Source organism: Propionivibrio pelophilus DSM 12018 (assembly GCF_059569095.1).
This window is the reverse complement of record NZ_JCANUT010000027.1, coordinates 25,379-47,630: the sequence shown is the minus strand read 5'-3', so window position 1 is coordinate 47,630 and position 22,252 is coordinate 25,379. Positions and strand designations below refer to the sequence as shown.

Genomic DNA, 22,252 nt, shown 5'->3' with positions numbered 1-22,252 from the left:
CTTCCGTGAATCTGCTCTTCTTCATGTCCGTCATTCTCCATGGTTTGACGGACTTCTCTACTTTAGATTGGTACGGCTGGCGGGGAGCAGGTCAGAAAAACCGGTGAGAAAACCGGGGACAAGAAAACCGGAAAACCCGGGGCAGACCCCGGTTTTTCCGGTTCAACTGAGCGCGGTCAAGTAAGGTGGGAATCCTCACGCTCTCTCAATGGTAGTCATCCTCCCGCTGATGCCTGACCGCGAGAATAGTGACGGTTTCTTCGTTGTCGATTTCGTACGGCGACATAGCCGCTTGCGTCAAACGGGATGACGATTCCTCGAAAAAAAAGATTGTTGGGCGTCACCCTGCGGAAGCAGAACGGCGCCAGTTCCAGGTTGCGGATGCCGTGCCTGATCGTCTCCAGCGCGCACTCTGCCAATGCCCAATCGGGTTCGTCCCGAGTCAATACGAATTCGTAGAGCCGAATCAGGTCGTCTTCCGCTTCCTCCGTAAAGCGGACCCGATACGTCACTTTCCGGCCTTTGCGTTTGCCAGCATTTTTTCCAGCCAACCGAGTACGGCGTCCGCGCTGACATATCTCCCGGTCTCGTGCGCGTGTTCGCGCGAGGCAAGTCCGCGGGCGACGAATTCGCTTCGTAGTTGCCGGCGGGCGATGTTCTCGCGGATGGATTCCTCAACAAAACTGGAAAGGGTCTCGCCTTCCTGCAGCACCTGTTCGGCGGCTTGGCGGAATTCCGCGGCGACATGCAATGACGGAAAAGTGGCAGTTTTCATCGAGGTTTCTGTGCGTTGCAATTGCAATGCGATTTTGGCTTGCGCTCCTTCGCAAAACAAGCCGGACAGTCTCAGTTACGCCTTCTTCCGCACGCACTCCAGATACGCTTCTCCATCCATCGGCGCCTTCTCACGCTGCGAGCGCCAGATCGTCTCGCCGAGGCATTCCATGATCGCGTGCTCGGCGTCGTGCACTTCCATCTTTTGCCGAAGGGCGAAGTAGGCGGCCTTGATGCCGCGTGGCTGGTCGATGCTGATCTGCTCGGCGATGGCCAGATGCAGCGACAGGTGCAGAAAGGGGTTCATCTGGCCGCCTTCGGGGGTGAATTCCTTTTCGATGGCGGCGTCGGGATTCTCCAGCAGCGCGTGGTACTCCGGGTGCTCGGCGATCAGGTCGGCGGCGGTGGCTTCGGCGCCTTCGAGGATCAGGCGTTCGCGGTGCTTGCGCCAGGATTCGCAGAAGAAGTTTCGGACCTGTTCGCGGGAGGGGTCAAACAACATTTTTGCTTTCCTGTTTTTCCTGTTGAGGAGTGATGAGCGCGGTGACGACGGAGTTCTGGAACTGGCCGTTGCCTGCGCCGGGGCGTTCGCCGAGCGGCGCGATCTGGCCGGTGCCGTAAACGCCGATAAGCGGCAGACGCGGAAAACGTTCTTTGAAGATCTGCAGGTCGCGGTCTTCGCCGCCGTAGAAGAAGGGGCTGCGTCCGATGCAGGAGAACAGCAGCGCGCCGGCCGGAGCCTGGCCGTGCGTCTGCTGTTGTTCCGCCAGCGTCTCGACGGTACGGTGCATGTCGGCTTCGGCGGTTTCCGGCAGGCGGATCGCCCAGGCCAGGCGCCGACCGGGTTCGATTCGCTCCGCCAGGGTGAGGGTGCCGTCCGCGTTCGCCGAGATGATCGCCGCCGCGTGGTAGGCGGTTTCACGGCCGGTTGCGGCCGATTCGGCAATGAGGGCGACGATCTGGTGCAGGTGACGCGCGGGATCGCGGCGGAAGTCGGCTGGAAGGACGTCGGTCAGGTTTTGCAGAGCGGGCTTTCCGCCCAGTTGCAGAACCTCGTAGCCGCGGCAGCTTTCGACAGCCTGTGTCTCGTTCAGCCGGCGCCAGCCGCGTGAAACGCCGATGTCGATATGCGCGCCATGCACTTGCGCGCTGCAGCCTCCTTCGCCGGCGAGGCGGGCCTGCTGCCAGACGATGGCGTTGGCGTCGGCGGCGCGAACGGCAAAGGTACTGCCGAAGATGCCGCCAAAGCGTCGTCCGGAGTAGCTCCAGATTTCCGGCACGGTACCGCCGGCGTAGCTCATGATCGGCTCTCGCGGGCTTTCGGGATAGCCGAGGGAAAAGCCGCCGCCGAGAACCATCGCGGCTGCCGCCGGCCGGTCGAGCGCCCAGCCCGCTTCGGTGAATACGCCGGAAGCGATGCCGCCGGCGATCTGCAGGCATTGCGTGTGGCGCGCGGCGGCGGTGACGATCTCCTGGGCATGGCGGGCGAACTCCGGCGTGAGGAACAACAGCACGCCGGTGGCGTGTTTCAGGCCGGACTTTTCCAGCGCCTGCTCGACCGCCGCGACGGCCAGTTCGGGCGCCGGGTCGTTGCCGGTGACGAGGGCGGTGGCGAGCGTCATGCGGATCGCGGGGAACTGATCCGGTCAGACGGCATAAGCCGTCTTGTCCTTGTATTCGCACAGGTCGGTCAGGGCGCAGCGCCAGCATTCAGGCTTGCGCGCCTTGCACACGTAACGCCCGTGCAGGATCAGCCAGTGGTGGGCGTCCTGCCGGAACGCTTCGGGCACGACCTTGAGCAGGCGTTGTTCCACCGCCAGCGGAGTTTTCCCCGGCGCCAGCCGGGTGCGGTTGGCGACGCGGAAGATGTGCGTGTCGACGGCGATCGTCGGTTCGCCGAAGGCGGTGTTGAGCACGACGTTGGCCGTCTTGCGGCCGACACCGGGAAGCGCTTCGAGCGCCGCGCGGTCGTGCGGCACCTCGCCTCCGTGCCGTTCGATCAGGAGGCGACAGGTGGCGATCACGTTCTTCGCCTTGGTGCGGAAGAGGCCGATGCGGTTGATGTAGCCGGCGAGTCCTTCTTCGCCGAGGGCGAGCATCGCCTCAGGCGTCGACGCGTCGGCGAACAGCGTGCGCGTGGCGAGGTTGACGCTCTTGTCGGTGGCCTGTGCCGACAGGATGACGGCGATCAGCAGCTGGAACGGTGTGGCGTATTCCAGCTCCGTGGTGGGCGCCGGGTTCGCCGCCTGCAGGCGCTCGAACAGGGCGATGCGCTTGGCGGCATTCATTCCCCGGGTCTCCTGCGTCAGTGGCAGCCGCTGGCCGTCACCGGATCCGGCGCCGGACGGTGCTGGCGGGCGGCGGCGCGGGCTTCGATCCAGTTCTTCCAGGCGATCAGGCAGCCGAGGACGATGAAGGCGCCGGGCGGGAGCATCGTCAGCAGGAAGCCAGGGTACTCCGCAGGCAGGAGTTGCAGTGCGGTGGCGCCGGAAAAGACCATGTCGATGCCGGCGAACAGCGTGCCGTTGCCGATGAGTTCGCGCAGGCCGCCGAGCAGGGCCAGCGTCCACAGCATGCCGGTGCCCATGAAGATCCCGTCGGCGAGCGAATGCAGCGGCGGATTCTTGTTGGCGTAGGCTTCGACGCGGGCGAGCACGATGCAGTTGGTGACGATCAGCGGAATGAAGATGCCGAGGACGAGGTAAAGCTGGTGGAAGTAGGCGTTGAACAGCAGATCGACAACGGTGACCAGCGAGGCGATGATCAGGATGAATACCGGGATGCGGATCTCGTGCGGGATCAGGTTGCGCAGGCTGGCCACGGCGACGCCGGAAACGGCCATGACGATGATCGTCGCCAGCGAGAGCATTACGCCATTGACGAGGTTGGTGGTAACAGCCAGCAACGGACACAGGCCGAGGATCTGCACCAGGCTGGTGTTCTGCTTCCACACGCCGTTGGCGGCAATCTGGCGGAGTTCGTCGCGGGTCATGGTGCCTCCTGCTTTCAGGCTGTTGCTTGGCTATTCGGACTCGAAAAGCTGTTTTCGGTTCGCCTCGACATAGAGTGCCGTCTGGCGCACGGTTTTGACGATGGCACGTGGCGATACAGTTGCACCGGCGATCGAGTCGAAGCGGCCACCGTCCTTCTTCACCTTCCATTCATGCTCTTCGACGGATGTGGGAACCAGTCCGTTGAATTGCGTGATCCACGGGCGTTCCTTGTTGCGGTCCTTTTTCGGCTCGATGTAATCGCCGAGACCCGGGGTTTCGCGGTGTTGCGTGACACGCACGCCGATGACCGTGCCGTCGCCGCCGAGGGCAAGCAGCAGGCGAATCTTGCCGGCGTAGCCGTCCGGCGCCGCGGCTTCGAGAACCAGCGCCTCGATCTTGCCGTTGCGGCGGGCCCGGTAGACGGTCGAGGCTTCGTCGAGGCCCAGTTCAGGGGTGGGCGGCAGGGCGAGGGCATCCTGCAGCAGCTGGTTGTCGTAGCGGTCGCGCGGCAGCACCTCGTCGATGAGCTTCATCTTTTCTTCGGTAGCAGCGGCCTCGATCGCCGGGCGCGTCAGCAGGTAGGCGCCGGAGAGAACGGCGGTGAAAACGGTGACGAAGAGGAACAGGATGACCGCCGTACGCGCGGCCATCTTGCTGGCGGTAATCGGCTTGGCGTGCTGGGTCATTTCTTCATGCCGAAGATCGGCGGTTGCGTGTAGAGGTCGATGAGGGGAACACAGAGGTTCAGCAGCAGCACCGAGAAGGCCACGCCGTCCGGGTAGTTGCCGAAGACACGGATCAGGTAGGCGAGCACGCCGGCGGAGAGGCCGAAGATCAGTTTGCCTTTCGGTGTTGTCGCACCGGAGACCGGATCGGTGACGATGAAGAAAGCGCCGAGCATCGTGCCGCCGGAGAACAGGTGGAACAACGGGTTGGCGTACTGCGCCGGATTGATAAGCCACAACGCGCCGGACATCAGCGCGATGCCGGCCAGGAAGCTCAGCGAAACGTGGCAGCCGATCACACGCCGGCCCCACAGCCAGATGCCACCGAGCAGGTAGCCCGCGGCGATCCACTCCCAGCCGCGTCCGGCTACGTAGCCGAAGACCGCGGTGTCGGCGGTGACGGTGGCGACGCTGGTCGTGCCTTCGCCGAGCTTCAGGGCGGTCTTCAAGGCGTCGAGCGGGGTGGCTCCGGTCAGCGCGTCAAGGCGTGGCGCCTGGCCGAAGATCATCGCGACCTGCGCAGCGAAGTCGCTGTCCAGGTTGACCGGCGGCCATTGCGACATCAGGGCCGGGAACGAGACGATGCAGGCCGCGAAGGCGATCATCGCCGGATTGAAGGGGTTCTGGCCGAGTCCGCCATAAAGATGTTTGGCCACGACGATGGCGAAGGCCGTACCGACGACGACCAGCCACCAGGGCGCCAGCGGCGGGAAGGCGAGGGCGATCAGCCAGGCGGTGACAACGGCGCTGCCATCGCCGAGAAACAGCCCGAGCGGCTTGCTCTGCAGCTTGAGCATGAACGCTTCGGCGAGCAGGGCGGTCGCCGTGGCGATGGCGAGCTGGATCAGGATGATCGGGCCGATCAGCCAGAGGATCGCGGCAATCCCCGGAACCAGGGCCGTCAGAACCTGCAGCATGACGCGGCGGACGCTGACGTTCTGGGTCAGATAGGGCGGAGTGATGAAGTCCATGGAGTGGTTAGCCATTGTTAACGCCTGACGATAGCCGCTCGCTCCGTCATCCCGGCGAAAGCCGGGATCCAGGCGGTGCTCCGGAAACCTGCGTCGTTATTGCTCCGGCCTGCGCCGGAATGACGGCGTTTGTTGCGCATCATTGCTGTTCTCCCGCTTCTGGCGCTTGTGCCGGTGCAGCCGCCTGTTCCGCCTGCAGCGGCGCCCGGCGGGCCTCGATCTCGGCGATTTCCTTGCGCTGGGCGACGGTCAGTCCGTCAGTGTTCTTTGCCTGCACGGCTTCGCGCTGCTGGCGGGCACGTTCCATCGCCGCGGCGATGGCGGCCTTTTTCGCTGCTTCGGCATCGACCGGGGCGGCGGGGGCCGGCTCCGCGCTTGCGGTGGTTTCGGCCGGCGCGGCTTTCTTCTCCGCCGCCTTGGCTGCGGCGGCGCGGGCCAGACGCTCGGCTTTTTCGGCCTTTTCCCGTTCGTCGCGCTCGTTGCGGAACTCGAAGCGCGCCTTGGCGGCATCGGCCTGGCTTTTTTCCCGTTCGCGCGTCCAGATCTCGCTCTTGGCAAAGCGGAAATACTGCACCAAGGGGATGTGCGAAGGGCAGACGTAGCTGCAGCAGCCGCATTCGATGCAGTCGAACAGGTTGTACTCCTGCGTCTTGCCGAAATTGCGGGCGCGGGAGAACCAGTACAGTTCGAACGGCTGCAGTTCGTGCGGGCAGGCCTGGGCGCAGGCGCCGCAGCGGATGCACGGCATCTCCGGCGCCGGCGGCGGGAAGAGCTTCGGCGAACCGGCGATCAGGCAATTGGTGGCCTTGACCACCGGTGCGGCGAGATCGGGGATGTCGAAGCCCATCATCGGGCCGCCCATCAGGAAACGGTTGGTGTCGGCCTTTGGTTCGGCGAGCTTGATGAGTTCCTGCAGCGGAGTGCCGAGCCGCACTTCCCAGTTGCGCGGTTGCTCGACGTTGCCGGTGAGGGTGACGATGCGCGAAATGACCGGCTCGCCGAGGGCGATGGCGCGCCAGGCGGTGTAGGCGGTGGCGACGTTGAAGCACTGCACGCCCATTTCGGGCGAGCGCTTGGCCGCCGGGATCTCCTTGCCGGTGAGTACGCGGATCAGTTGCTTGGCACCCCCGGCCGGGTAACGGGTCGGTACGGCGACAACCTCGAAGTTCTCGCCGACGGATTCGACGGCCTGCCGCATCGCGTCGAGTGCTTCGGGCTTGTTGTCCTCGATGCCGATCAAGACCCGCTTCGGCTTCAGCAGGTCGCGGAAGATACCGACGCCGCGAATGATGTCGTCGGGGCGCTCGCGCATCAGCAGGTCGTCGCAGGTCATGAACGGCTCGCACTCGGCGCCGTTGATCACCAGATCCTCCATCGGCACGGCCTTGGCCGCTTCGGTCTTGACGTGGCTGGGGAATACCGCACCGCCGAGGCCGACGACCCCCGAGTCGCGCAGAATCTCGCGGACTTGTTCCGGTTCCAGCGAGGCGTAGTCGAGCGGATGGCGCTCGATCCATTCGTCCTTGCCGTCGGCTTCAATGACCACTGAGAGGGTCGGCAGACCGGACGGGTGCGCGGTGACGCGCTCTTCGACCGCGATCACCGTACCTGAGGTCGGCGCATGAACGGCGGCGGAGACCCACTTGTCGGCGGCGCCGATCCGCTGGCCCTTGAGCACACGCTCGCCGACTTCGACGAGCGGCAGCGGTTGGCCGCCGATGCTCTGGTGCAGCGGCACGACCAGCCGCGACGGAACCGGGGCGATGCCGATCGGCGCCTGTACCGATGGGGCTTTGTTCGTCGCCGGCTTGACGCCGCCTTTGAATTTGAAGAGTTGCTGCAGCATGAGTTCGGGCAATAGCTCAGGCGGCGTGCCTGACGGGTTTGATCTCGAAGACCGGATACTTCCACTTCCAGTTGTCGATCTTCTCTGGGATCGGCTCCATGCGGATGCATTCGACCGGACACGGTTTGACGCAAAGCTCGCAGCCGGTACACAGCGATTCGACGATGGTGTGCATCTGCTTCGCGGCGCCGACGATGGCGTCGACCGGGCAGGCCTGGATGCACAGCGTGCAGCCGATGCACAGTTGTTCGTCGATGATCGCCACCTGCTTGGGCTTTTCTTCGGCGTCGAGCGGCTTTACTTCGCGACCGAGCAGGTCGGCCAGCTTGCGCACGCCTTCCATGCCGCCGGGCGGGCAGCGGTTGATCTCCGCTTCGCCTTCGGCGATGGCTTCGGCGTAGGGTTTGCAACCGGGGTAGCCGCACTGGCCGCATTGCGTCTGCGGCAGGATGGCGTCGATCTTTTCGACCAGCGGGTTGCCCTGGACCTTGAACTTGATCGAGGCGTAACCGAGCGCCGCGCCGAGGATGACGGCGCCGAGCGCCATGATGAGGATGGCGGACAGCATTATTGGTACTTGTCGAGACCGGCGAAGCCCATGAAGGCGAGGCTCATCAGGCCGGCCGTGACCATCGAGATGGCGACGCCGCGGAACGGCACGGGTACGTCGGCGCCCTCGACGCGCTCGCGGATGCCGGCGAAGAGGATCATGACCAGCGAGAAGCCGATGGCGCTGGCGGCGCCGAAGATCAGCGATTCGAGAAAATTGTGCCGGTTGGCGATGTTCAGCAGCGGGACGCCGAGCACGGCGCAGTTGGTGGTGATCAGCGGCAGGTAGATCCCGAGCACCTGGTGCAGTACCGGGCTCGATTTATGGATGACCATCTCCGTCAACTGGACAATGGCCGCGATGGTGACGATGAACGACAGCGTGCGCAGGTACTCCAGCCCGAATGGCGTGAGCAGGAGATGGTCGATCACGTAGCTGGCGCCGGTGGCCACGGTCAGCACGAAGGTCGTTGCCGCGCCCATGCCGAACGCGGTATCTAGCTTCTTGGAGACGCCCATGAACGGGCACAGGCCGAGAATCTTCACCAGGACGACGTTGTTGACCAGGACGGCGCTGATGACGATGAACAGGTAGTGGGTCATTGTTCCTGCAAAAGGACGGGTTGGTGCGGTAAGCTGAGAATTATCCTCTTCCGCCTAATTCCATTCAACCACGTTGGGAGTATATGAATAGCTGCAACGGTTATAAGGCGGCGATCGCCCGGGCCGCTTCGCCGATCAGTTCGGGACCGCGGTAGATGAAGCCGGTATAGAGCTGCACCAGGCGGGCGCCGGCCTTGATCTTGGCGGCCGCCTGCTCGCCGCCCATGATGCCGCCGACGCCGATGATCGGCACTTCACCGGCAAGCGCGGTGGCGAGTTTTTCCAGCACAGCCGTCGAACGTTCGTATACCGGTGCGCCGGAGAGGCCACCGGTCTCCTGCGCGTTGGGCAGGCCTTCGACACCGTCGCGCGCGAGCGTCGTGTTGGTGGCGATGACGCCGTCCATGCGGTGCTGCCGGAGCAGGTCGGCGATCGACTGGATCTGGATGTCTTCCAGATCGGGGGCGATCTTCAGCACCAGTGGCACGTATTTGCCGTGCTTTTCGGCGAGCCGCGCCTGCTCGGCCTTGAGGCTGCCGAGCAGCGCGTCGAGCGCGTCGTCTTTCTGCAACTCGCGCAGGTTCTTGGTGTTCGGACTGGAAATATTGACCGCCACGTAGCTGGCGGCAGCATAAACGCGTTCGAGACAGATCAGGTAGTCGTCGGCGGCTTTCTCGATCGGCGTGTCGAAGTTCTTGCCGATGTTGATGCCGAGGATGCCGCCGCGGCGTGCGAACTGGGAGTCGGCGATATTGCCGAGCAACTTGTCCACGCCGTCGTTGTTGAAACCCATGCGGTTGATGATCGCCTGCTTTTCCGTGATGCGGAACATGCGCGGCTTCGGGTTGCCGGGCTGCGGGCGCGGCGTGACGGTGCCGATCTCGATGAAGCCGAAGCCGAGTGCCGCGAGCGCGTCAACGTGTTCGCCGTTCTTGTCCAGACCTGCCGCCAGTCCCACCGGGTTGGGGAAGGTCAGACCCATCATCTCGACCGGGTTCGCCGCCGGCGGCTTGGCCATCAGGCAGGCGATGCCGGCACGGTGCGTGAGCTCGATGCCCGACATGGCCAGACCGTGGGCCGTTTCGGGGTCAAGAGAAAAGAATATTTTGCGCAGGAGAGGATAAATCATCCGGCGATTTTACCGCATTACGCCCGGGGCGCCGGCGGCGAGTCGAGCCAGTACAGCACGACCGAGTACAGCAGTTCCGGGTCGAACGGCTTGGCGATGAAATCGTTCATGCCCGCTTCCAGACAAAGCTGGCGGTCCTCGGCGAAAGCGTTGGCAGTCATGGCGAGGATCGGAACACGATCGAGCCTTGGGTCGGCACGCAATTGCCGTGTGGCGTTGACCCCGTCGAGGTGCGGCATCTGCATGTCCATGAGGATGGCCGCGTAGTCGTTTTCTCCGACCATCTGGACGGCCTGCATGCCATCGCCGGCGGTGTCGATGACCAAGTCGGCTGCTTCGAGCAGCGAACGCGCGACTTCCTGGTTCAACAGGTCATCATCGACGACCAGGATGCGCCGGTCGCGATGGTGCTGCCGCAGCAACAACTCCGGGTTTCTGTCGGTCAGCGTGGCGAATATGTTCGATATGCTCGATGCGGTCAATGCGCATTCGTCGCTTCTACCGCAAACCAGCCGCACCGTGAACCAGAATGTACTGCCCTCGCCGGACGTGCTCTCGACGCCGACGCTTCCACCCATCAGTTCGGCCAGGCGGCGGGTGATTGCCAGCCCGAGACCGCTGCCGCCATATTTTCGCGTGGTCGAGTTGTCGGCCTGTTCGAAGTGCTCGAAGAGGCGTTGCCTTGCTTCGGGCGGGATGCCGATGCCGGTGTCGCGTACCTCGAAGCGGGCCGTGACGTAACCCGCCTCGTCCGGTTGCATGCGTGCGCGGATCGTGACGGAACCCTTATCGGTGAATTTGATGGCGTTGGTCGCGTAGTTGAGCAGCGCCTGCTGCAGACGGGTCGGATCGCCTTGCAGCCCTTCGGGGAAGTCGTCGGCTTCAATTCGCAGCGAGAGTCCCTTGGCCTCGATGCGTTCGGAGAGAATGGCCTCGATGTTGCGGAGCAGCGCGCCGATGTCCAGCGGCACCTCTTCGAGGACGACTTTGCCGGCCTCGATCTTCGAAATGTCGAGAATGTCGTTGATGACCCCGAGCAGATGTGCGGCTGCCGTGTTGATCTTGTCGAGGCGTTCGTTCTGGTCGGGCGAGTGGTTTTGCCGACGCAGCACGTTGGCCAGGCCCAGGATCCCGTTCAGCGGGGTGCGGATCTCGTGGCTCATGTTGGCCAGGAAGGTGCTTTTCGCCCGATTGGCCTCTTCAGCGGCGTCCTTGGCTTGCGCCAGTTCGGCCGTGCGCTGGTCAACGAGGCGCAGCAGGTTGTGGCGGTGCTGTTCGAGTTCCTGTTCGGCCTGCTTGCGGGCAGTGATGTCGCGCAGAAAAACGAAGTATTCCTTTCCCGAGTCCTTGCGATAGGTGGTGCTGACCTCGACGTTCCACAGGGTGCCGTTCTTCCGCCGGTGCTGCGTCTCGAAACGCACGCCACCTAGTCTGATGGTGTCGTCGATGCGTGCGGCGATCTGCGCCGGCGTTTCCCGGGCTTCCAGGTCGCGGATGTGCTTTTGCAGGAGTTCCTTGCGCGTGTAACCGGAAAGTTGGCAATAGGCTGGGTTGGTATCGACCAGACGCCCGTTGAGATCGAGGTGCCAGAAGCCGTCGTGCATGGTATCCAGGATGCTGCGCAGCGCGGCGTGGCTTTCGCGCAGGGCGTTTTCTGCTTGCTGCCGGGCGGTGATGTCGCGAATCTGGGTGATCGTCCGCGTCTTGCCCTTCGAGTCGAAAAAGTATGTGGAGGTGATCTCCGCCGGGAAGACCCGGCCGCTCTTGTGGATGCAGCGCAGTTCGCCCTGGAAGTAGCCGCTGCGCAGACGCTCCTCGAGCGCGCTGTGCAGGCGGGGGTCCGCACTGTCCATGACGCCGTTGCGGCCAAGGCCACGGAGTTCCTCTTCGGTGTAACCGCTCAGGCGGCAGGCGGCAGCGTTGGCGGATTCGATGCGGCCATCCGGCCAGGAGAAGAGGATCGCGTCTCCGCTGTTCTCGAAGATCAGACGGAAACGTTCCTCGCTTTCGCGCAACGCGTTTTCACGCCGTTCCGCCGCTTTTATCAGCCGGTTGAAGCTGCCGATCAGTCTGCCGATTTCGTCGTTCCGGTTGATCGGCAGCGGCGGCAGGGGTTTTCCGGATTCCGCCGTTTCGATCAGTGTTCGCGTCGTCTCCAGCAGCGGCGAGAGTTGGCGGCGAAGCATCCACCAGGTCAGTCCGGCCGCAAGGAGCGTGAGTAAGCTCGTTGCGAGCAGGACGCGGTGCAGCATCTGCTCGATCGGCGCGAAGGCCTCCTCGGTGGGGAGTGCCGCCAGGGCGTACCAGTTGGCCGTCGGGATGCGCCGGGCCGAGGCGAGAACCTCCACGCCGTGCGGATTCGGGGTGACCGCCGAGCCTTCGAAGCCTTCGATGAAGCGGTCGATGGCCGGGAAGCGTCCGGGGGCGGGCATCGCTTCCATGATCCGCGTAGTCTCGGTGGCGGTGACGATCAGCCGGTGCGCTGGCGAGACGAGCATGTAGCCGCCGGTTTTGCCGTAGCGGGAACGGGTGATCCGGTCGAGGAAACTCGGGAGGGCGAGGTTGATCGATCCGGCCAGTACGCCGATGATCCGCTGGCGGGAATCGCGGATCGGCACGGCCATGACTACGACCGGCGTGCGCGTGGTTTTGCCTACCACCGGTTGCCCGATCGATTCCTTCCCATCTCTGAGTGCCGCGATCACGTAGTCACGCTCGTGATAATTGACGCCGATGCGCTCGGCGGCGTACGGATGAAAAGCAATCGACAGGCCGTCGGTGCCGGTGACGAAGGTGCCGACGTTGAACAGGTCGTGCAATTCGCGGCGCCTTTCCAGCACGGCCTGAAGTGCTTCCGGGCCTGCCTGCATGGCGGTGGCGGCTGACGTAGCGACTTTTCGAAGTGCGTCAAAGCGGTGTTCGAGTTCGTCGTTGATTTCGCCGGCGACCATACCGATGGTGGAAAATTGCTGTTCGCCGAGCAGCCGCTCCATGTCCTCGCGGAGGATATGGCTGGCGTACAGCGAGAGGGACCAGATGCCGAACAGGAAGATCGCCAGGGTGCCGAGCGTGATGCGTGTCTTCAGCGAATGCCGGTGGCCGACTGTCGAATCCATGCCGTTCCTTGCGCCGTGTCGAGAGGAAATCGGGGTGCCGGCAGGCATACTACTCTGGTATTTTTATGCCGGAAAGCTGCCGGTTCGCCAGTTCCGGCGGTCGCCGGGCGAAACATGGGAGGAAAAACGTGCTGATCAATTGCGTGGCTTATGAGGACGGCGCCCGGTTGACCGATTTGCCGATCGAGGAAATCAGCGACTATCTGGCCCGGCCCGGATGCTTCGTCTGGGTGGCGTTGAGCGACGCGACCCCCGACGAACTCGCTGTGATGAAGCAGGAATTCGTGTTGCACGAACTGGCTGTCGAAGACGCGCAACACGGTCACCAGCGGCCAAAAATCGAGGATTACGGCAACTCGCTGTTCGTCGTCATGCATCTGCTTGACCTGGCCGACGATGGCCTCAATGTCGGCGAAGTGCACATTTTTGTCGGCCGCAATTACGTGCTGTCGTTGCGCAACCGCAGCCGGCAGCACTTCCTGGCCGTGCGCGAGCGCTGCGAGCGGGAGCCGCATCTGTTGAGACAGGGGGCTGGTTTCGTCCTTTATGCCTTGATGGACGCCACGGTCGACCGCTATTTCCCCGTCGCCGAGCGCTTCGAGGCCGAACTGGAGGAGATCGAGGCGCAGATCTTCGTCAAGGGTACGGCGCGGGCGAACATCAAGCGCCTGTATGAACTGAAGACGCGGGTCCTGCAACTCAAGCACGCTGTCGCGCCGCTGCTGGAGGAAACCGGAAAACTGTTCGGGGGACGCGCGCCTGCGGTTTGCGCCAGCAGCCGCGAGTATTTCCGCGACGTTTTCGACCATCTGACGCGGATCAATACCTCGATCGATAACGTCCGCGAAACGATTGGCACGGCAATTCAGGTCAATCTTTCGATGGTGGCCATCGAAGAGAGCGAGGATAACAAGAAGCTTGCCGCCTGGGCCGGGATCTTCGCCGTCGCCACCGCATTCGCCGGCATCTGGGGGATGAACTTCAAGGCGATGCCGGAACTGGACTGGGTTTACGGCTACCCGGTGGCACTCGCAGTCATTGCGGCGACCAGCGTCTTTCTTTACCTGCGCTTCAAGCGGGCGGGGTGGTTGTAGCTGTCGTGTCCGGATTCAGTTCCTGCCAGCGGCCGTCGATGCGTCCCTCGGTCGGGCGAAAACGCGTCTTGTAATTCATCTTCCGACAGTCGCGGATCCAGTAGCCAAGATAGAGATGCGGCAGGTCGTTGGCCTGGCACTGGCGGATCTGCCAGAGGATGTTGAAGGTGCCGAGGCCGGCGACTTCCGGGTCGTAGAAGGTGTAGACCGACGAGAGACCGTCATCGAGCACGTCGATGACGCTGACCATGCGCAGCGCGTCGCCGTCGTGGAATTCGACCAGCCGGCTGTCGACCTGGCTGTGCAGCAGGAACTGGGTGTATTGAGCCCGATCGTCGAGATCCATTCCGCCGCCTGCGTGGCGTCCGCTCTGGTAGCGGCGGTAGAGCTCGTAGTGTTCTTCGTCAAAACGCAGCGGCCGTTCTACTACCTGCAGCCCGGCATGGGTCCTCAGGCAACGCCGCTGGCTGCGGTCGGGGGTGAATCGGTCGACCGACACGCGCACCGGGATGCATTCGCGACATTCGGTGCAGGCCGGACGGTAGGTGAAGTCGCCGCTGCGCCGGAATCCCCGGCGCACGAGGCTGCCGTAGATTTCCGCCGTGATCAGCTGCGGCGGGATGGCGACCTGCGAGACGGATTGTTTCCCCGGCAGGTAGCTGCACGGATAGGTTGCCGTGTTGTAGAACTGCAGCAAGGCGAGCGGCAGGTCGGGGTCGTTGAGACGGGTCATCGGGGTTCGGTCAGTCCCAGCTGCGTACGGCGGCGTCGGCCAGCCAGCGGCCGCAGAGCGGAGGGGTCGCGGTCAGTCGGCGGAGGTGGTCTGCGAATTCGGCACGCGGAATTTCCCGCGCACCGAGCGAGGCCAGGTGCGCGGTATTCATCTGGCAGTCGATCAGGCCGAAACCGTTATCCGTGAGAAAGCGCACGAGGTGCGCGAAGGCGATCTTCGAGGCGTCGGTGGCGTGGGCGAACATTGATTCTCCGTAGAACATCTTGCCGATGGCAATGCCGTAAAGGCCGCCGACGAGGCGGTCGTCGACCCATGTTTCGACCGAGTGGGCGTAACCGAGTTCATGCAGCTTGACGTAGGACGCCTGGATCTCCGGCGTGATCCAGGTGCCGGCCTGGTCCTTGCGGCTTGTCCGGGCGCACGCCTCGATGACGGCCTTGAAATGGGTGTCCAGGCGAACGCGGTAATCGGCTTTGCGCAGGGTCTTGCGCAACGAGCGCGAGAGCTTGAACTCGGCGGGGAACAGCACCATGCGCGGATCGGGGCTCCACCAGAGGATCGGTTCGCCCGGGGAGTACCACGGAAAGATGCCTTTCAGGTAGGCCATGACGAGGCGCTGCGGCGTCAGGTCGCCGCCGGCGCAAAGTAGACCGTTCGGTTCGCGCAGTGCCAGTTCGAGTGGTGGAAAGCGTTCGGCGTTTTCGAGCCAGGGAATCATGACCGGTTGGCGATGCGTTGCGTCTCGCCGGGAAAGGCGATGACATGGTCGATCGCGAGGCGGATGCCGATCGTCTCGCCAATGACGTGATTGTGGTGCGAGGGAACCAGGGTCATCACCTCGGCACCGCTCGGCAAGCGCAGGGTGTACAGGAATTCGGCGCCGCGAAAGGCGCGATGGACGACTTCGGCGCGCAGCGGGCTGCTGTCGTCGTGGATTACGTCGTCCGGTCGCAACAGTACTTGTACCGGCGCTCCAGCGCCGACGGCCACGCAGCCCTGATGGCATTCCAGCTGTGCCAGCCGGCCCAGCTCGACGTCGACGTGCCGGTCGTCGCGCACGGTGCCGGGGAGAAAGACACCCTGGCCGATGAAGTCGGCGACAAACCGGTTGGCCGGCCGGTGATACAGGTTGTAGGGCGTGTCCCACTGCTGGATCCGTCCCTCGGCCATCAGGCCGATCTCGTCGCACATGGCGAAGGCTTCGTGCTGGTCGTGCGTTACCAGAATCGCCGTCATGCCCTCGCTTTTCAGGATGCTGCGGACTTCCAGCGACAGTCGCTCGCGCAACTCGACATCGAGGTTGGAGAACGGTTCGTCGAGCAGCAGCAATTCCGGCTTCGGCGCCAGGGCGCGTGCCAGGGCCACGCGCTGTTGCTGGCCCCCGGAGAGCTCATGCGGGTATTTTGCGGCCTGCTCGGCGAGCCTGACCGTTTCCAGCAATTCCGTGACGCGCGCGGTACGTTCGGATGCCGGTTGCGACGCCAGTCCGAAGCCGACGTTGCCGGCTATCGTCAGATGCGGGAACAGCGCGTAATCCTGAAACACCATGCCGATGCGCCGCTTTTCGGGTGCCAGGCTGAAGCCGGGACGGCTGACCGAGGTGCCTTCGAGACGGATCTCGCCCGCAACGACCGGCTCGAAGCCGGCGATGCAGCGTAGCAAGGTCGTTTTGCCGCAACCCGACGGGCCGAGCAGGCAGGCGATACTGCCGGTCTCGATGCGGAAGCTGACGTCGTTTACGACCGTATGGGTGCCGTAACGCTGGACGATGCGGTCGAGTTCAAGGTGGGCCATGGAGGTCTGATAGGCAAGTCTTGTTTGATCGCGTCGATTATACGGTCGCGCTGCGTTTGGCCGTGTCCCGGCGATGCCTTACCATGCGGGCGATGGTGTGTTCTTGGCCGTTTGCGCTCAACAACATTCGGAGAAAAGGATGGAACGAAAGACCCGTATCGCCCTGTTGGGCGAGTGCATGATCGAGCTGCGCGGGCAGCTTTTCGGCACGATGCAGCAGTATTTCGGCGGCGATACGCTCAATACGGCAGTCTACCTGGCCCGGCTTGCCGCCGACAGCCCGATCGAAGTCGCCTACGCCACCGAGCTCGGCACTGACGCCTTCAGCGACGCGATGTTGCGGGCCTGGGCGCAGGATCATATCGATACCCGCCTGGTGATCCGCGAGGCGGGGCGGATGCCGGGGTTGTACACAATCCAGGTGGATGAAACCGGCGAGCGGACCTTCTATTACTGGCGCGATTCGAGCGCGGCGCGGCATTATTTCGACGGCTCGAGCAGTCCGCTCGAAGACAGCCTCGATTCGCTCGATGCCTTGTACTTCAGCGGCATCAGCCTGGCGGTGCTCTCCCGGCACGGGCGCGAACGCCTGTTCGCCTGCGTCGACCGTCTGCGCGCCAACGGTGGGCGGGTGTTCTTCGACAACAATTTTCGCGCGCGCCTGTGGCCGGCGGGGCTGGACGATGCGCGCGCGTGGTACGACAAGGCGTTTGGTTCCTGCGATCTGGCGATGATCACCCTGGAGGATAACCGGGCGCTCTACGAATTGCCCGACGATGAAACTGCCATCGGCCATGCCTGCGCGTTGCCGCCGGCCGAGGTCGTAATCAAGCGGGGCGCCGATCCGACCTTGGTGCGCATTCCCGGCCAGGACCTGACCAGCGTGCCGACCTTCCGCGTGGATAAGGTGGTCGATACCACTGGCGCCGGCGACTCCTTCGCGGGCGGCTATCTCGCCACGCGTCTGCTGGGCCAGTCGCCCGAAATCGCGGCGCGCTCCGGCAACAAGATCGCCTCGATCGTGATCCAGCATGCCGGCGCGATCATTCCGCGCGAGGCCATGCCGGTGTTTTTCTTTGCCTGAAAGATGTTTCGCCGTATGCAGACGAACAAGCCGGTCCTGACCGACGTCCTCCTCATGCTGGCCGTCGTGGTGGCGGCCCTGATCGGCATGCCGGTAGCCAGCGTGCTGACGAACCTGCTCAGCGGCGGGACGGCGGAGGTCTGGCAGCATCTGGCGTCGACGGTGCTGCCGGAATACATTGGCAACACGCTGTGGCTGTGCCTTGGCGTCGGTAGCGGGGTGACGCTCGTCGGTGTGGCGACGGCGTGGCTGACGGCGATGCATCGTTTCCCTGGTCAGCGGATTTTCGAATGGGCACTGGTGTTGCCGCTGGCGATGCCGTCATACGTGCTGGCGTACGTCTATACCGACTTTTTCCAGTTCGTCGGGCCGGTGCAGACGTTTCTGCGCGAGGTGTTCGGGTGGACGCGCGCCGATTACTGGTTTCCCGACGTGCGCAGCCTTGGTGGCGCCGTCGTCCTTTTCATCTTCGTGCTTTATCCGTATGTCTATCTGACGGCACGAACAGCGTTTCTCGAGCGCGCCAGCGGCATGCTGGAAGCCTCGCGCACGCTGGGCGTCGGACCGTGGCGCAGTTTCTTCCGCGTGTCGCTGCCCTTGGCGCGGCCGGCGGTGGCTGTTGGAACGGCGCTGGCGCTGATGGAGACGCTCGCCGACTATGGCGCCGTGTCGTATTTCGGCGTGCAGACGTTCACCACGGGTATTTATCGCGCCTGGTTCTCGCTCGGTGACCGCATCGCTGCCGCACAGCTCGCGGCCTCGCTGCTCGGCGTCGTCGCGCTGTTGCTGATCGTCGAGCAAGCCTCGCGTGGGCGCGCCCGTTTCCACAATACGACGGGGCGTAACCGCCCGATGCCGGGGCAGAGGTTACGCGGCCTATCAGCCGCGCTGGCTTGCGGCGTGTGTGGGCTGCCGGTGGTGATCGGCTTCCTGTTGCCCGCTGGCTTGCTGCTGCGCCTGGCCTTTGTCGAGGGCGACGCGCAGTTCGGCGTGCAGTTCCTCCGCCTGGCGCGCAACAGCTTCGTTCTCGCCGGCGTGACGGCTGCTCTGGCGGTGGCACTGGCGTTGTTGTTGGCCTACGGAGAGCGTCTGGCCCGTGGCGGCGCAGCCCGGGCGCTTAACCGGCTGGTCGGTCTGGGCTATGCCGTTCCCGGCTCCGTAATCGCCGTCGGTGTGCTGATCCCGGTCGCGCGGCTGGACAACTGGCTGGCGGCGCAGTGGTTGTCCTGGTTCGGCAGCAACCCCGGCTTGCTTCTGACCGGCGGCATTTCAGCGCTGGTCTATGCCTATCTGGTGCGCTTCCTTGCCGTTGCCCTGCAATCGGTCAATGCCAGCCTGTCCAAGATCACGCCGAGCATGGACGAATCGGCGCGCAGCCTGGGCGAGGGCGCCAGCGGCATCCTGCGCCGCGTTCACCTGCCACTGTTGCGCGGCAGCCTGCTGACCGCCGCGCTGCTGGTTTTCGTCGATGTGATGAAGGAGTTGCCGGCAACCCTGGTGATGCGGCCGTTCAACTTCGACACGCTGGCGACGCAGGCCTATACCCTGGCGTCCGATGAACGTCTGGGTGAGGCGTCTACTGCCTCTCTGGCGATCGTCGCTGTCGGTTTGCTGCCGCTGATTGCGTTGTCGCGGCAGATTTCGCTCAGGAAACGATAAAAAACGGCCGGGAATGTCCCGGCCGCGCTGCGAAGCCCGAAACGGATCAGCGATAGCCGACGCGGTCGAAGATCATCTGTGCCTTGGCGCGGTACATGCCGAGCGAGCCGACCGGGAGCGTGTCTGCCTTGAACGGACCAAGTTTCTCAAGTGCCGGGTTGGCGACCTTGACCGACGGCACGGCCGGCCATTCGTTGTTGCCGTCGGCAAAGTAGCGCTGGGCATCGTCGCTGGCGAGGTATTCGAGGAATTTCACCGCCGTTTCCTTGTGCGGCGCATGCTTCAGCATTCCCGCGCCGGAAACGTTGATGTGCGTACCGTTCGCCTTCTGATCGGGCCAGACGATGCCGATCTTGTCGACGATTTTCTTGTCGTCCGCCTTGTCTGAACGCATCAGGCGGGCCACGTAATAGGAGTTGGAAATCGCGACGGCGCATTCGCCAGCCGCGACGGCCTTGATCTGGTCCGTGTCGCCGCCTTTCGGCGAGCGCGCAAAGTTTGCCACTACGCCGCGCGCCCAGGCCTCCGCCTTCTGTTCGCCCTGATGGGCGATGATCGAAGCCATCAGCGACAGGTTGTACGGGTGCGATCCCGAGCGCGTGCAGACCTTGTCTTTCAGTTTCGGATCGGCAAGGTCTGCGTAATTCGCCACGTCGTTTGCCTTCAGAGTGTCCTTGGCATAGACAATGACGCGTGCCCGAGTGGAAAAGGAGATCCAGTCTTCTGTGCGCAGGTGAGCGGGAATGCGCGATTCCAGAACCGGGGACCGGACCGGGGCGAACAATCCCAGTTCGTGAGCGGCTGACAGGCGCGCAGCGTCAACAGTGATGAAGATATCGGCCGGGCTGTTGGCACCCTCGCTGCGCAGGCGTTCGAGGAGTTCCTCTTCTTTCCCTTCGATACGGTTGATGCGGATACCTGTCTTCTTGGTGAACTCGCCGTAGAGTTTCTCATCGGTCTGATAGTGCCGAGCGCTGTACAGGTTGAGTACCTTTTCTTCGGCATAAGCCGTCGCCGCTACTCCCGATATGGCGAGAGCGATGAGGAGTGGGGTGGCGTGCTGGTGTTTCATCGGAATTGACTCCTTTTATGTTGCGAGTGATATTGGTTGTCAATCCCATGTTATCTATTTTTTTGCGCTGTGTAAATGATAGTCTTTATCATGGACGGATCGTAAAAAAGGACGCGTTAGCGTCCTTCTTTGTCTGAAAAGACAGATTCAGTGTTCCAGAATCCGCCTCGCGCCGTTGTAGCGCTTGACCCAGTAACTCTGGCTCATGTCTTCCACGCGAACTTCCGCACCCGTCCGCGGCGCGTGCATGAAGCGGTTATCGCCCAGATAGATTCCGACGTGCGAAAAGGCCCGGCGCATGGTATTGAAAAAAACCAGATCGCCCGGCTTCAGCTCTTTCTTGTCTACTACATCACCGACCTGACTCTGCTCCTTGGCGGTTCGGGGCAGAAGCTTGCCAACTGCGTCACGGAAGACGACCTGAACAAAGCCGCTGCAGTCGAGCCCCTTCTCCGGATCGGTTCCGCCGCGCCGATAGTTGATGCCGACGAGTTCCAGACCTTTCAGGACCAGATCCTGTGCGCTATTTGTATAGCGCTCGAAAAACGAAGTTTCTTCCGCAAAGCCTGTTTGTTCGGCGGCCGAGCCAATGCCCGGGGTGCACAGAGCAGCGACAGTCGCGAAAAGAAAAATTGTGATGGATTTGTGACAAAACATGGGGCGGAAATCTAAAAGAAAACCACGGAGTTGTAAACGCTTTTTGTCGATGTCGTTGCTAATTATGTACACAACATACTGTTTCTATTCGACCTTTTTCGTCCTGATGGGCGGGGGTGCTGTGAGGGGGGTTTATGGTTATCATGGTGTCCTCTGGACTTGCCAGAGGGCGCGCCCGAGCTGATCGAACGGCTGGGTGGATGTTCGCGTCAATGGTGCCTAAGCTGTAGTCAAACGAACCAGCAGAGTTGAGATGGACAGTCGAAATCAACCGCCGCGCATCCTGATCGTCGATGAATCGCGCATGGTGCGCGCGATGCTCATCCGGCACATCCGCGATCAGTACGATTTTCGTGAAGAGGCGGACGGCGAGGCGGCCTGGCAGGTTCTGGTGCTCGATCATTCCATTGAGTTGGTCATCTGTTCGCTCTCGCTGCCGGTGCTTGACGGCGACGGATTGCTGGTGCGCGTGCGCTCTTCACGCCTGTCCAGGCTGTGCCAGATGCCGATGTTGATGATTTCCGGCGACGACAACGTTGCGGTCGAACGGGCCAAGGCGCATGGGGCCTCTGACTTCATCAACCGCGATACCGGTTCGGCGGAGTTGCTGGCGCGCATCGATTCGTTGCTCAAGCTGGCACAGGCACGTAATCAGCTCAAGGAAAATCTGGAACAGAATGTCCAGAATCCGGAAACCGGCATTTTTACCCGCAAGTACATCGAGCTGCAGGCGGTTCAGGCAATGTCCCACGCCATGCGCCACCACAGTGAGGTCAGTGCCATCGTGATGGGCTTCGACAACGTTGGGGCGCTGCGTGAAGAGCATGGAGTCGATGCGTTGAAGCAGTTGCAGCGGCGCTTCATATCGATGCTGTCCGGGAAAATCCGCAAGGAAGACAGCCTTGGGCATTACATCGGCAGCCAGTTGGTAGTGATTTCGCCGGGAACCTCGTCCGCCGCTTGCGAATCTTTTGGCAACCGCCTGCGCGAGGCAATCCGGGGCGCCAATATTTCCGTGCATGGGCAGCGGCTCAGGCTGTCCGTTAGTGTCGGTATCGCCAACAGCCCGGTTGATGCCGTCAGTTCAGCAGGTGGGTTGATCGAGCTCGCCGGTGCCCGCCTGAAGGCCGCGCAGCAGGCGGGAGGGAACCAGGTGATCGCCTGCAGCGCGCCACAACAGGCTCCGGCGGGCGGTTCGGTGCCCTCTCTTGATCGGGCTGTGGCGTTGCTGCGCGCAGGAGAGGACAGCGTCCTAAGGCCTCATCTGGCGGAACTCGCCCGGCAGTTGTTACCGTTGCTGGCACTGATCGAGCAGGATCTCGCGCTCGGCTTGCCTGTGGATGACCTCCGCCGTCGCCTGGAATCCCCATCAGCAACCGGGCTTTCGGACTCCGGGGCATCTCCTTTGAAGGCGTTTGAGGACACTCCGAAACGCATTGATTGACAAACGGTT

Annotated in this window: 21 protein-coding genes; 4 read left to right on the top strand and 17 right to left on the bottom strand. The window is 63.1% G+C overall.

The features are described 5' to 3' along the window. Positions 1 to 508 precede the first annotated feature (508 nt). The 12 genes from BO74_RS12210 to BO74_RS12155 all read right to left on the bottom strand — a co-directional run bounded on the left by BO74_RS12210 (position 509) and on the right by BO74_RS12155 (position 12,706). Positions 509 to 775: a YlcI/YnfO family protein gene (locus BO74_RS12210; RefSeq protein ID WP_496442643.1), complete on the bottom strand. Its 267-nt coding sequence runs from the start codon at positions 773 to 775 to the stop codon at positions 509 to 511. 75 nt (positions 776 to 850) lie between these two features. Beyond that, positions 851 to 1,273, bottom strand: a complete 423-nt coding sequence (locus BO74_RS12205) for a DUF1841 family protein (RefSeq protein WP_496442647.1) — start codon at positions 1,271 to 1,273, stop codon at positions 851 to 853. Continuing rightward, the gene (locus tag BO74_RS12200) at positions 1,266 to 2,396 is read right to left on the bottom strand and encodes an FIST C-terminal domain-containing protein (protein WP_496442642.1); all 1,131 of its coding nucleotides are present in this window, start codon (positions 2,394 to 2,396) and stop codon (positions 1,266 to 1,268) included. The genes BO74_RS12205 and BO74_RS12200 overlap by 8 nt, the downstream gene beginning before the upstream one ends. A gap of 24 nt (positions 2,397 to 2,420) precedes the next feature. Further along, positions 2,421 to 3,062, bottom strand: coding sequence for an endonuclease III (gene nth / locus BO74_RS12195; RefSeq protein WP_496442641.1), 642 nt, complete (start codon positions 3,060 to 3,062; stop codon positions 2,421 to 2,423). 17 nt (positions 3,063 to 3,079) lie between these two features. Then, entirely contained in the window at positions 3,080 to 3,766 is a 687-nt protein-coding gene (locus tag BO74_RS12190) for an electron transport complex subunit E (RefSeq protein ID WP_496442640.1), read from the bottom strand. 30 nt (positions 3,767 to 3,796) lie between these two features. After that, positions 3,797 to 4,453 carry an electron transport complex subunit RsxG gene (rsxG, locus tag BO74_RS12185; protein ID WP_496442639.1) on the bottom strand — a complete coding sequence of 219 codons (657 nt, stop codon included), beginning with the start codon at positions 4,451 to 4,453 and terminating at the stop codon, positions 3,797 to 3,799. After that, a complete protein-coding gene (locus BO74_RS12180) occupies positions 4,450 to 5,478 on the bottom strand; it encodes an RnfABCDGE type electron transport complex subunit D (RefSeq protein WP_496442638.1) in 1,029 nt (342 codons plus the stop codon). The genes rsxG and BO74_RS12180 overlap by 4 nt, the downstream gene beginning before the upstream one ends. A gap of 124 nt (positions 5,479 to 5,602) precedes the next feature. Continuing rightward, positions 5,603 to 7,309, bottom strand: coding sequence for an electron transport complex subunit RsxC (gene rsxC, locus BO74_RS12175; protein WP_496442646.1), 1,707 nt, complete (start codon positions 7,307 to 7,309; stop codon positions 5,603 to 5,605). 16 nt (positions 7,310 to 7,325) lie between these two features. Beyond that, positions 7,326 to 7,877 carry an electron transport complex subunit RsxB gene (gene rsxB, locus BO74_RS12170; protein WP_496442637.1) on the bottom strand — a complete coding sequence of 184 codons (552 nt, stop codon included), beginning with the start codon at positions 7,875 to 7,877 and terminating at the stop codon, positions 7,326 to 7,328. Continuing rightward, complete coding sequence (gene rsxA / locus BO74_RS12165) at positions 7,877 to 8,461, bottom strand: electron transport complex subunit RsxA (RefSeq protein WP_496442636.1); 585 nt, start codon at positions 8,459 to 8,461, stop codon at positions 7,877 to 7,879. Before rsxA ends, rsxB begins: the two co-directional genes overlap by 1 nt. A 100-nt stretch (positions 8,462 to 8,561) precedes the next feature. Beyond that, positions 8,562 to 9,590 (bottom strand): quinone-dependent dihydroorotate dehydrogenase, encoded by a 1,029-nt coding sequence (locus BO74_RS12160; RefSeq protein WP_496442635.1) that lies wholly within the window; start codon positions 9,588 to 9,590, stop codon positions 8,562 to 8,564. Between the two features lie 17 nt (positions 9,591 to 9,607). After that, positions 9,608 to 12,706: a PAS domain S-box protein gene (locus BO74_RS12155; RefSeq protein WP_496442634.1), complete on the bottom strand. Its 3,099-nt coding sequence runs from the start codon at positions 12,704 to 12,706 to the stop codon at positions 9,608 to 9,610. 128 nt (positions 12,707 to 12,834) lie between these two features. On the opposite strand from BO74_RS12155, the gene BO74_RS12150 reads away from it, so the two are divergent. Beyond that, positions 12,835 to 13,800 (top strand): magnesium and cobalt transport protein CorA, encoded by a 966-nt coding sequence (locus BO74_RS12150; RefSeq protein ID WP_496442633.1) that lies wholly within the window; start codon positions 12,835 to 12,837, stop codon positions 13,798 to 13,800. Here the strand turns inward: BO74_RS12150 and BO74_RS12145 are convergent. Genes BO74_RS12145 through BO74_RS12135 form a run of 3 tightly spaced genes read right to left on the bottom strand, consistent with a single transcriptional unit; the run spans position 13,778 to position 16,327 of the window. Beyond that, positions 13,778 to 14,533 (bottom strand): arginyltransferase, encoded by a 756-nt coding sequence (locus BO74_RS12145; protein ID WP_496442632.1) that lies wholly within the window; start codon positions 14,531 to 14,533, stop codon positions 13,778 to 13,780. The genes BO74_RS12150 and BO74_RS12145 overlap by 23 nt on opposite strands. Before the next feature lie 10 nt (positions 14,534 to 14,543). After that, a complete protein-coding gene (gene aat, locus BO74_RS12140) occupies positions 14,544 to 15,251 on the bottom strand; it encodes a leucyl/phenylalanyl-tRNA--protein transferase (protein WP_496442631.1) in 708 nt (235 codons plus the stop codon). Then, positions 15,248 to 16,327 carry an ABC transporter ATP-binding protein gene (locus tag BO74_RS12135; RefSeq protein WP_496442630.1) on the bottom strand — a complete coding sequence of 360 codons (1,080 nt, stop codon included), beginning with the start codon at positions 16,325 to 16,327 and terminating at the stop codon, positions 15,248 to 15,250. Before BO74_RS12135 ends, aat begins: the two co-directional genes overlap by 4 nt. Before the next feature lie 139 nt (positions 16,328 to 16,466). Between BO74_RS12135 and BO74_RS12130 the strand changes: the two genes are divergently transcribed. After that, a complete protein-coding gene (locus BO74_RS12130; RefSeq protein ID WP_496442629.1) occupies positions 16,467 to 17,411 on the top strand; it encodes a sugar kinase in 945 nt (314 codons plus the stop codon). Between the two features lie 15 nt (positions 17,412 to 17,426). Then, positions 17,427 to 19,070 (top strand): ABC transporter permease, encoded by a 1,644-nt coding sequence (locus BO74_RS12125; protein WP_496442628.1) that lies wholly within the window; start codon positions 17,427 to 17,429, stop codon positions 19,068 to 19,070. Between the two features lie 46 nt (positions 19,071 to 19,116). Here the strand turns inward: BO74_RS12125 and BO74_RS12120 are convergent, their stop codons facing one another. Further along, the gene (locus tag BO74_RS12120; RefSeq protein ID WP_496442627.1) at positions 19,117 to 20,142 is read right to left on the bottom strand and encodes a Fe(3+) ABC transporter substrate-binding protein; all 1,026 of its coding nucleotides are present in this window, start codon (positions 20,140 to 20,142) and stop codon (positions 19,117 to 19,119) included. A 147-nt stretch (positions 20,143 to 20,289) separates the two neighbouring features. Further along, entirely contained in the window at positions 20,290 to 20,799 is a 510-nt protein-coding gene (locus BO74_RS12115; RefSeq protein ID WP_496442645.1) for a C40 family peptidase, read from the bottom strand. Positions 20,800 to 21,052: 253 nt separating this feature from the next. Between BO74_RS12115 and BO74_RS12110 the strand changes: the two genes are divergently transcribed. Then, positions 21,053 to 22,243, top strand: coding sequence for a diguanylate cyclase (locus tag BO74_RS12110; RefSeq protein WP_496442626.1), 1,191 nt, complete (start codon positions 21,053 to 21,055; stop codon positions 22,241 to 22,243). Positions 22,244 to 22,252 lie beyond the last annotated feature (9 nt).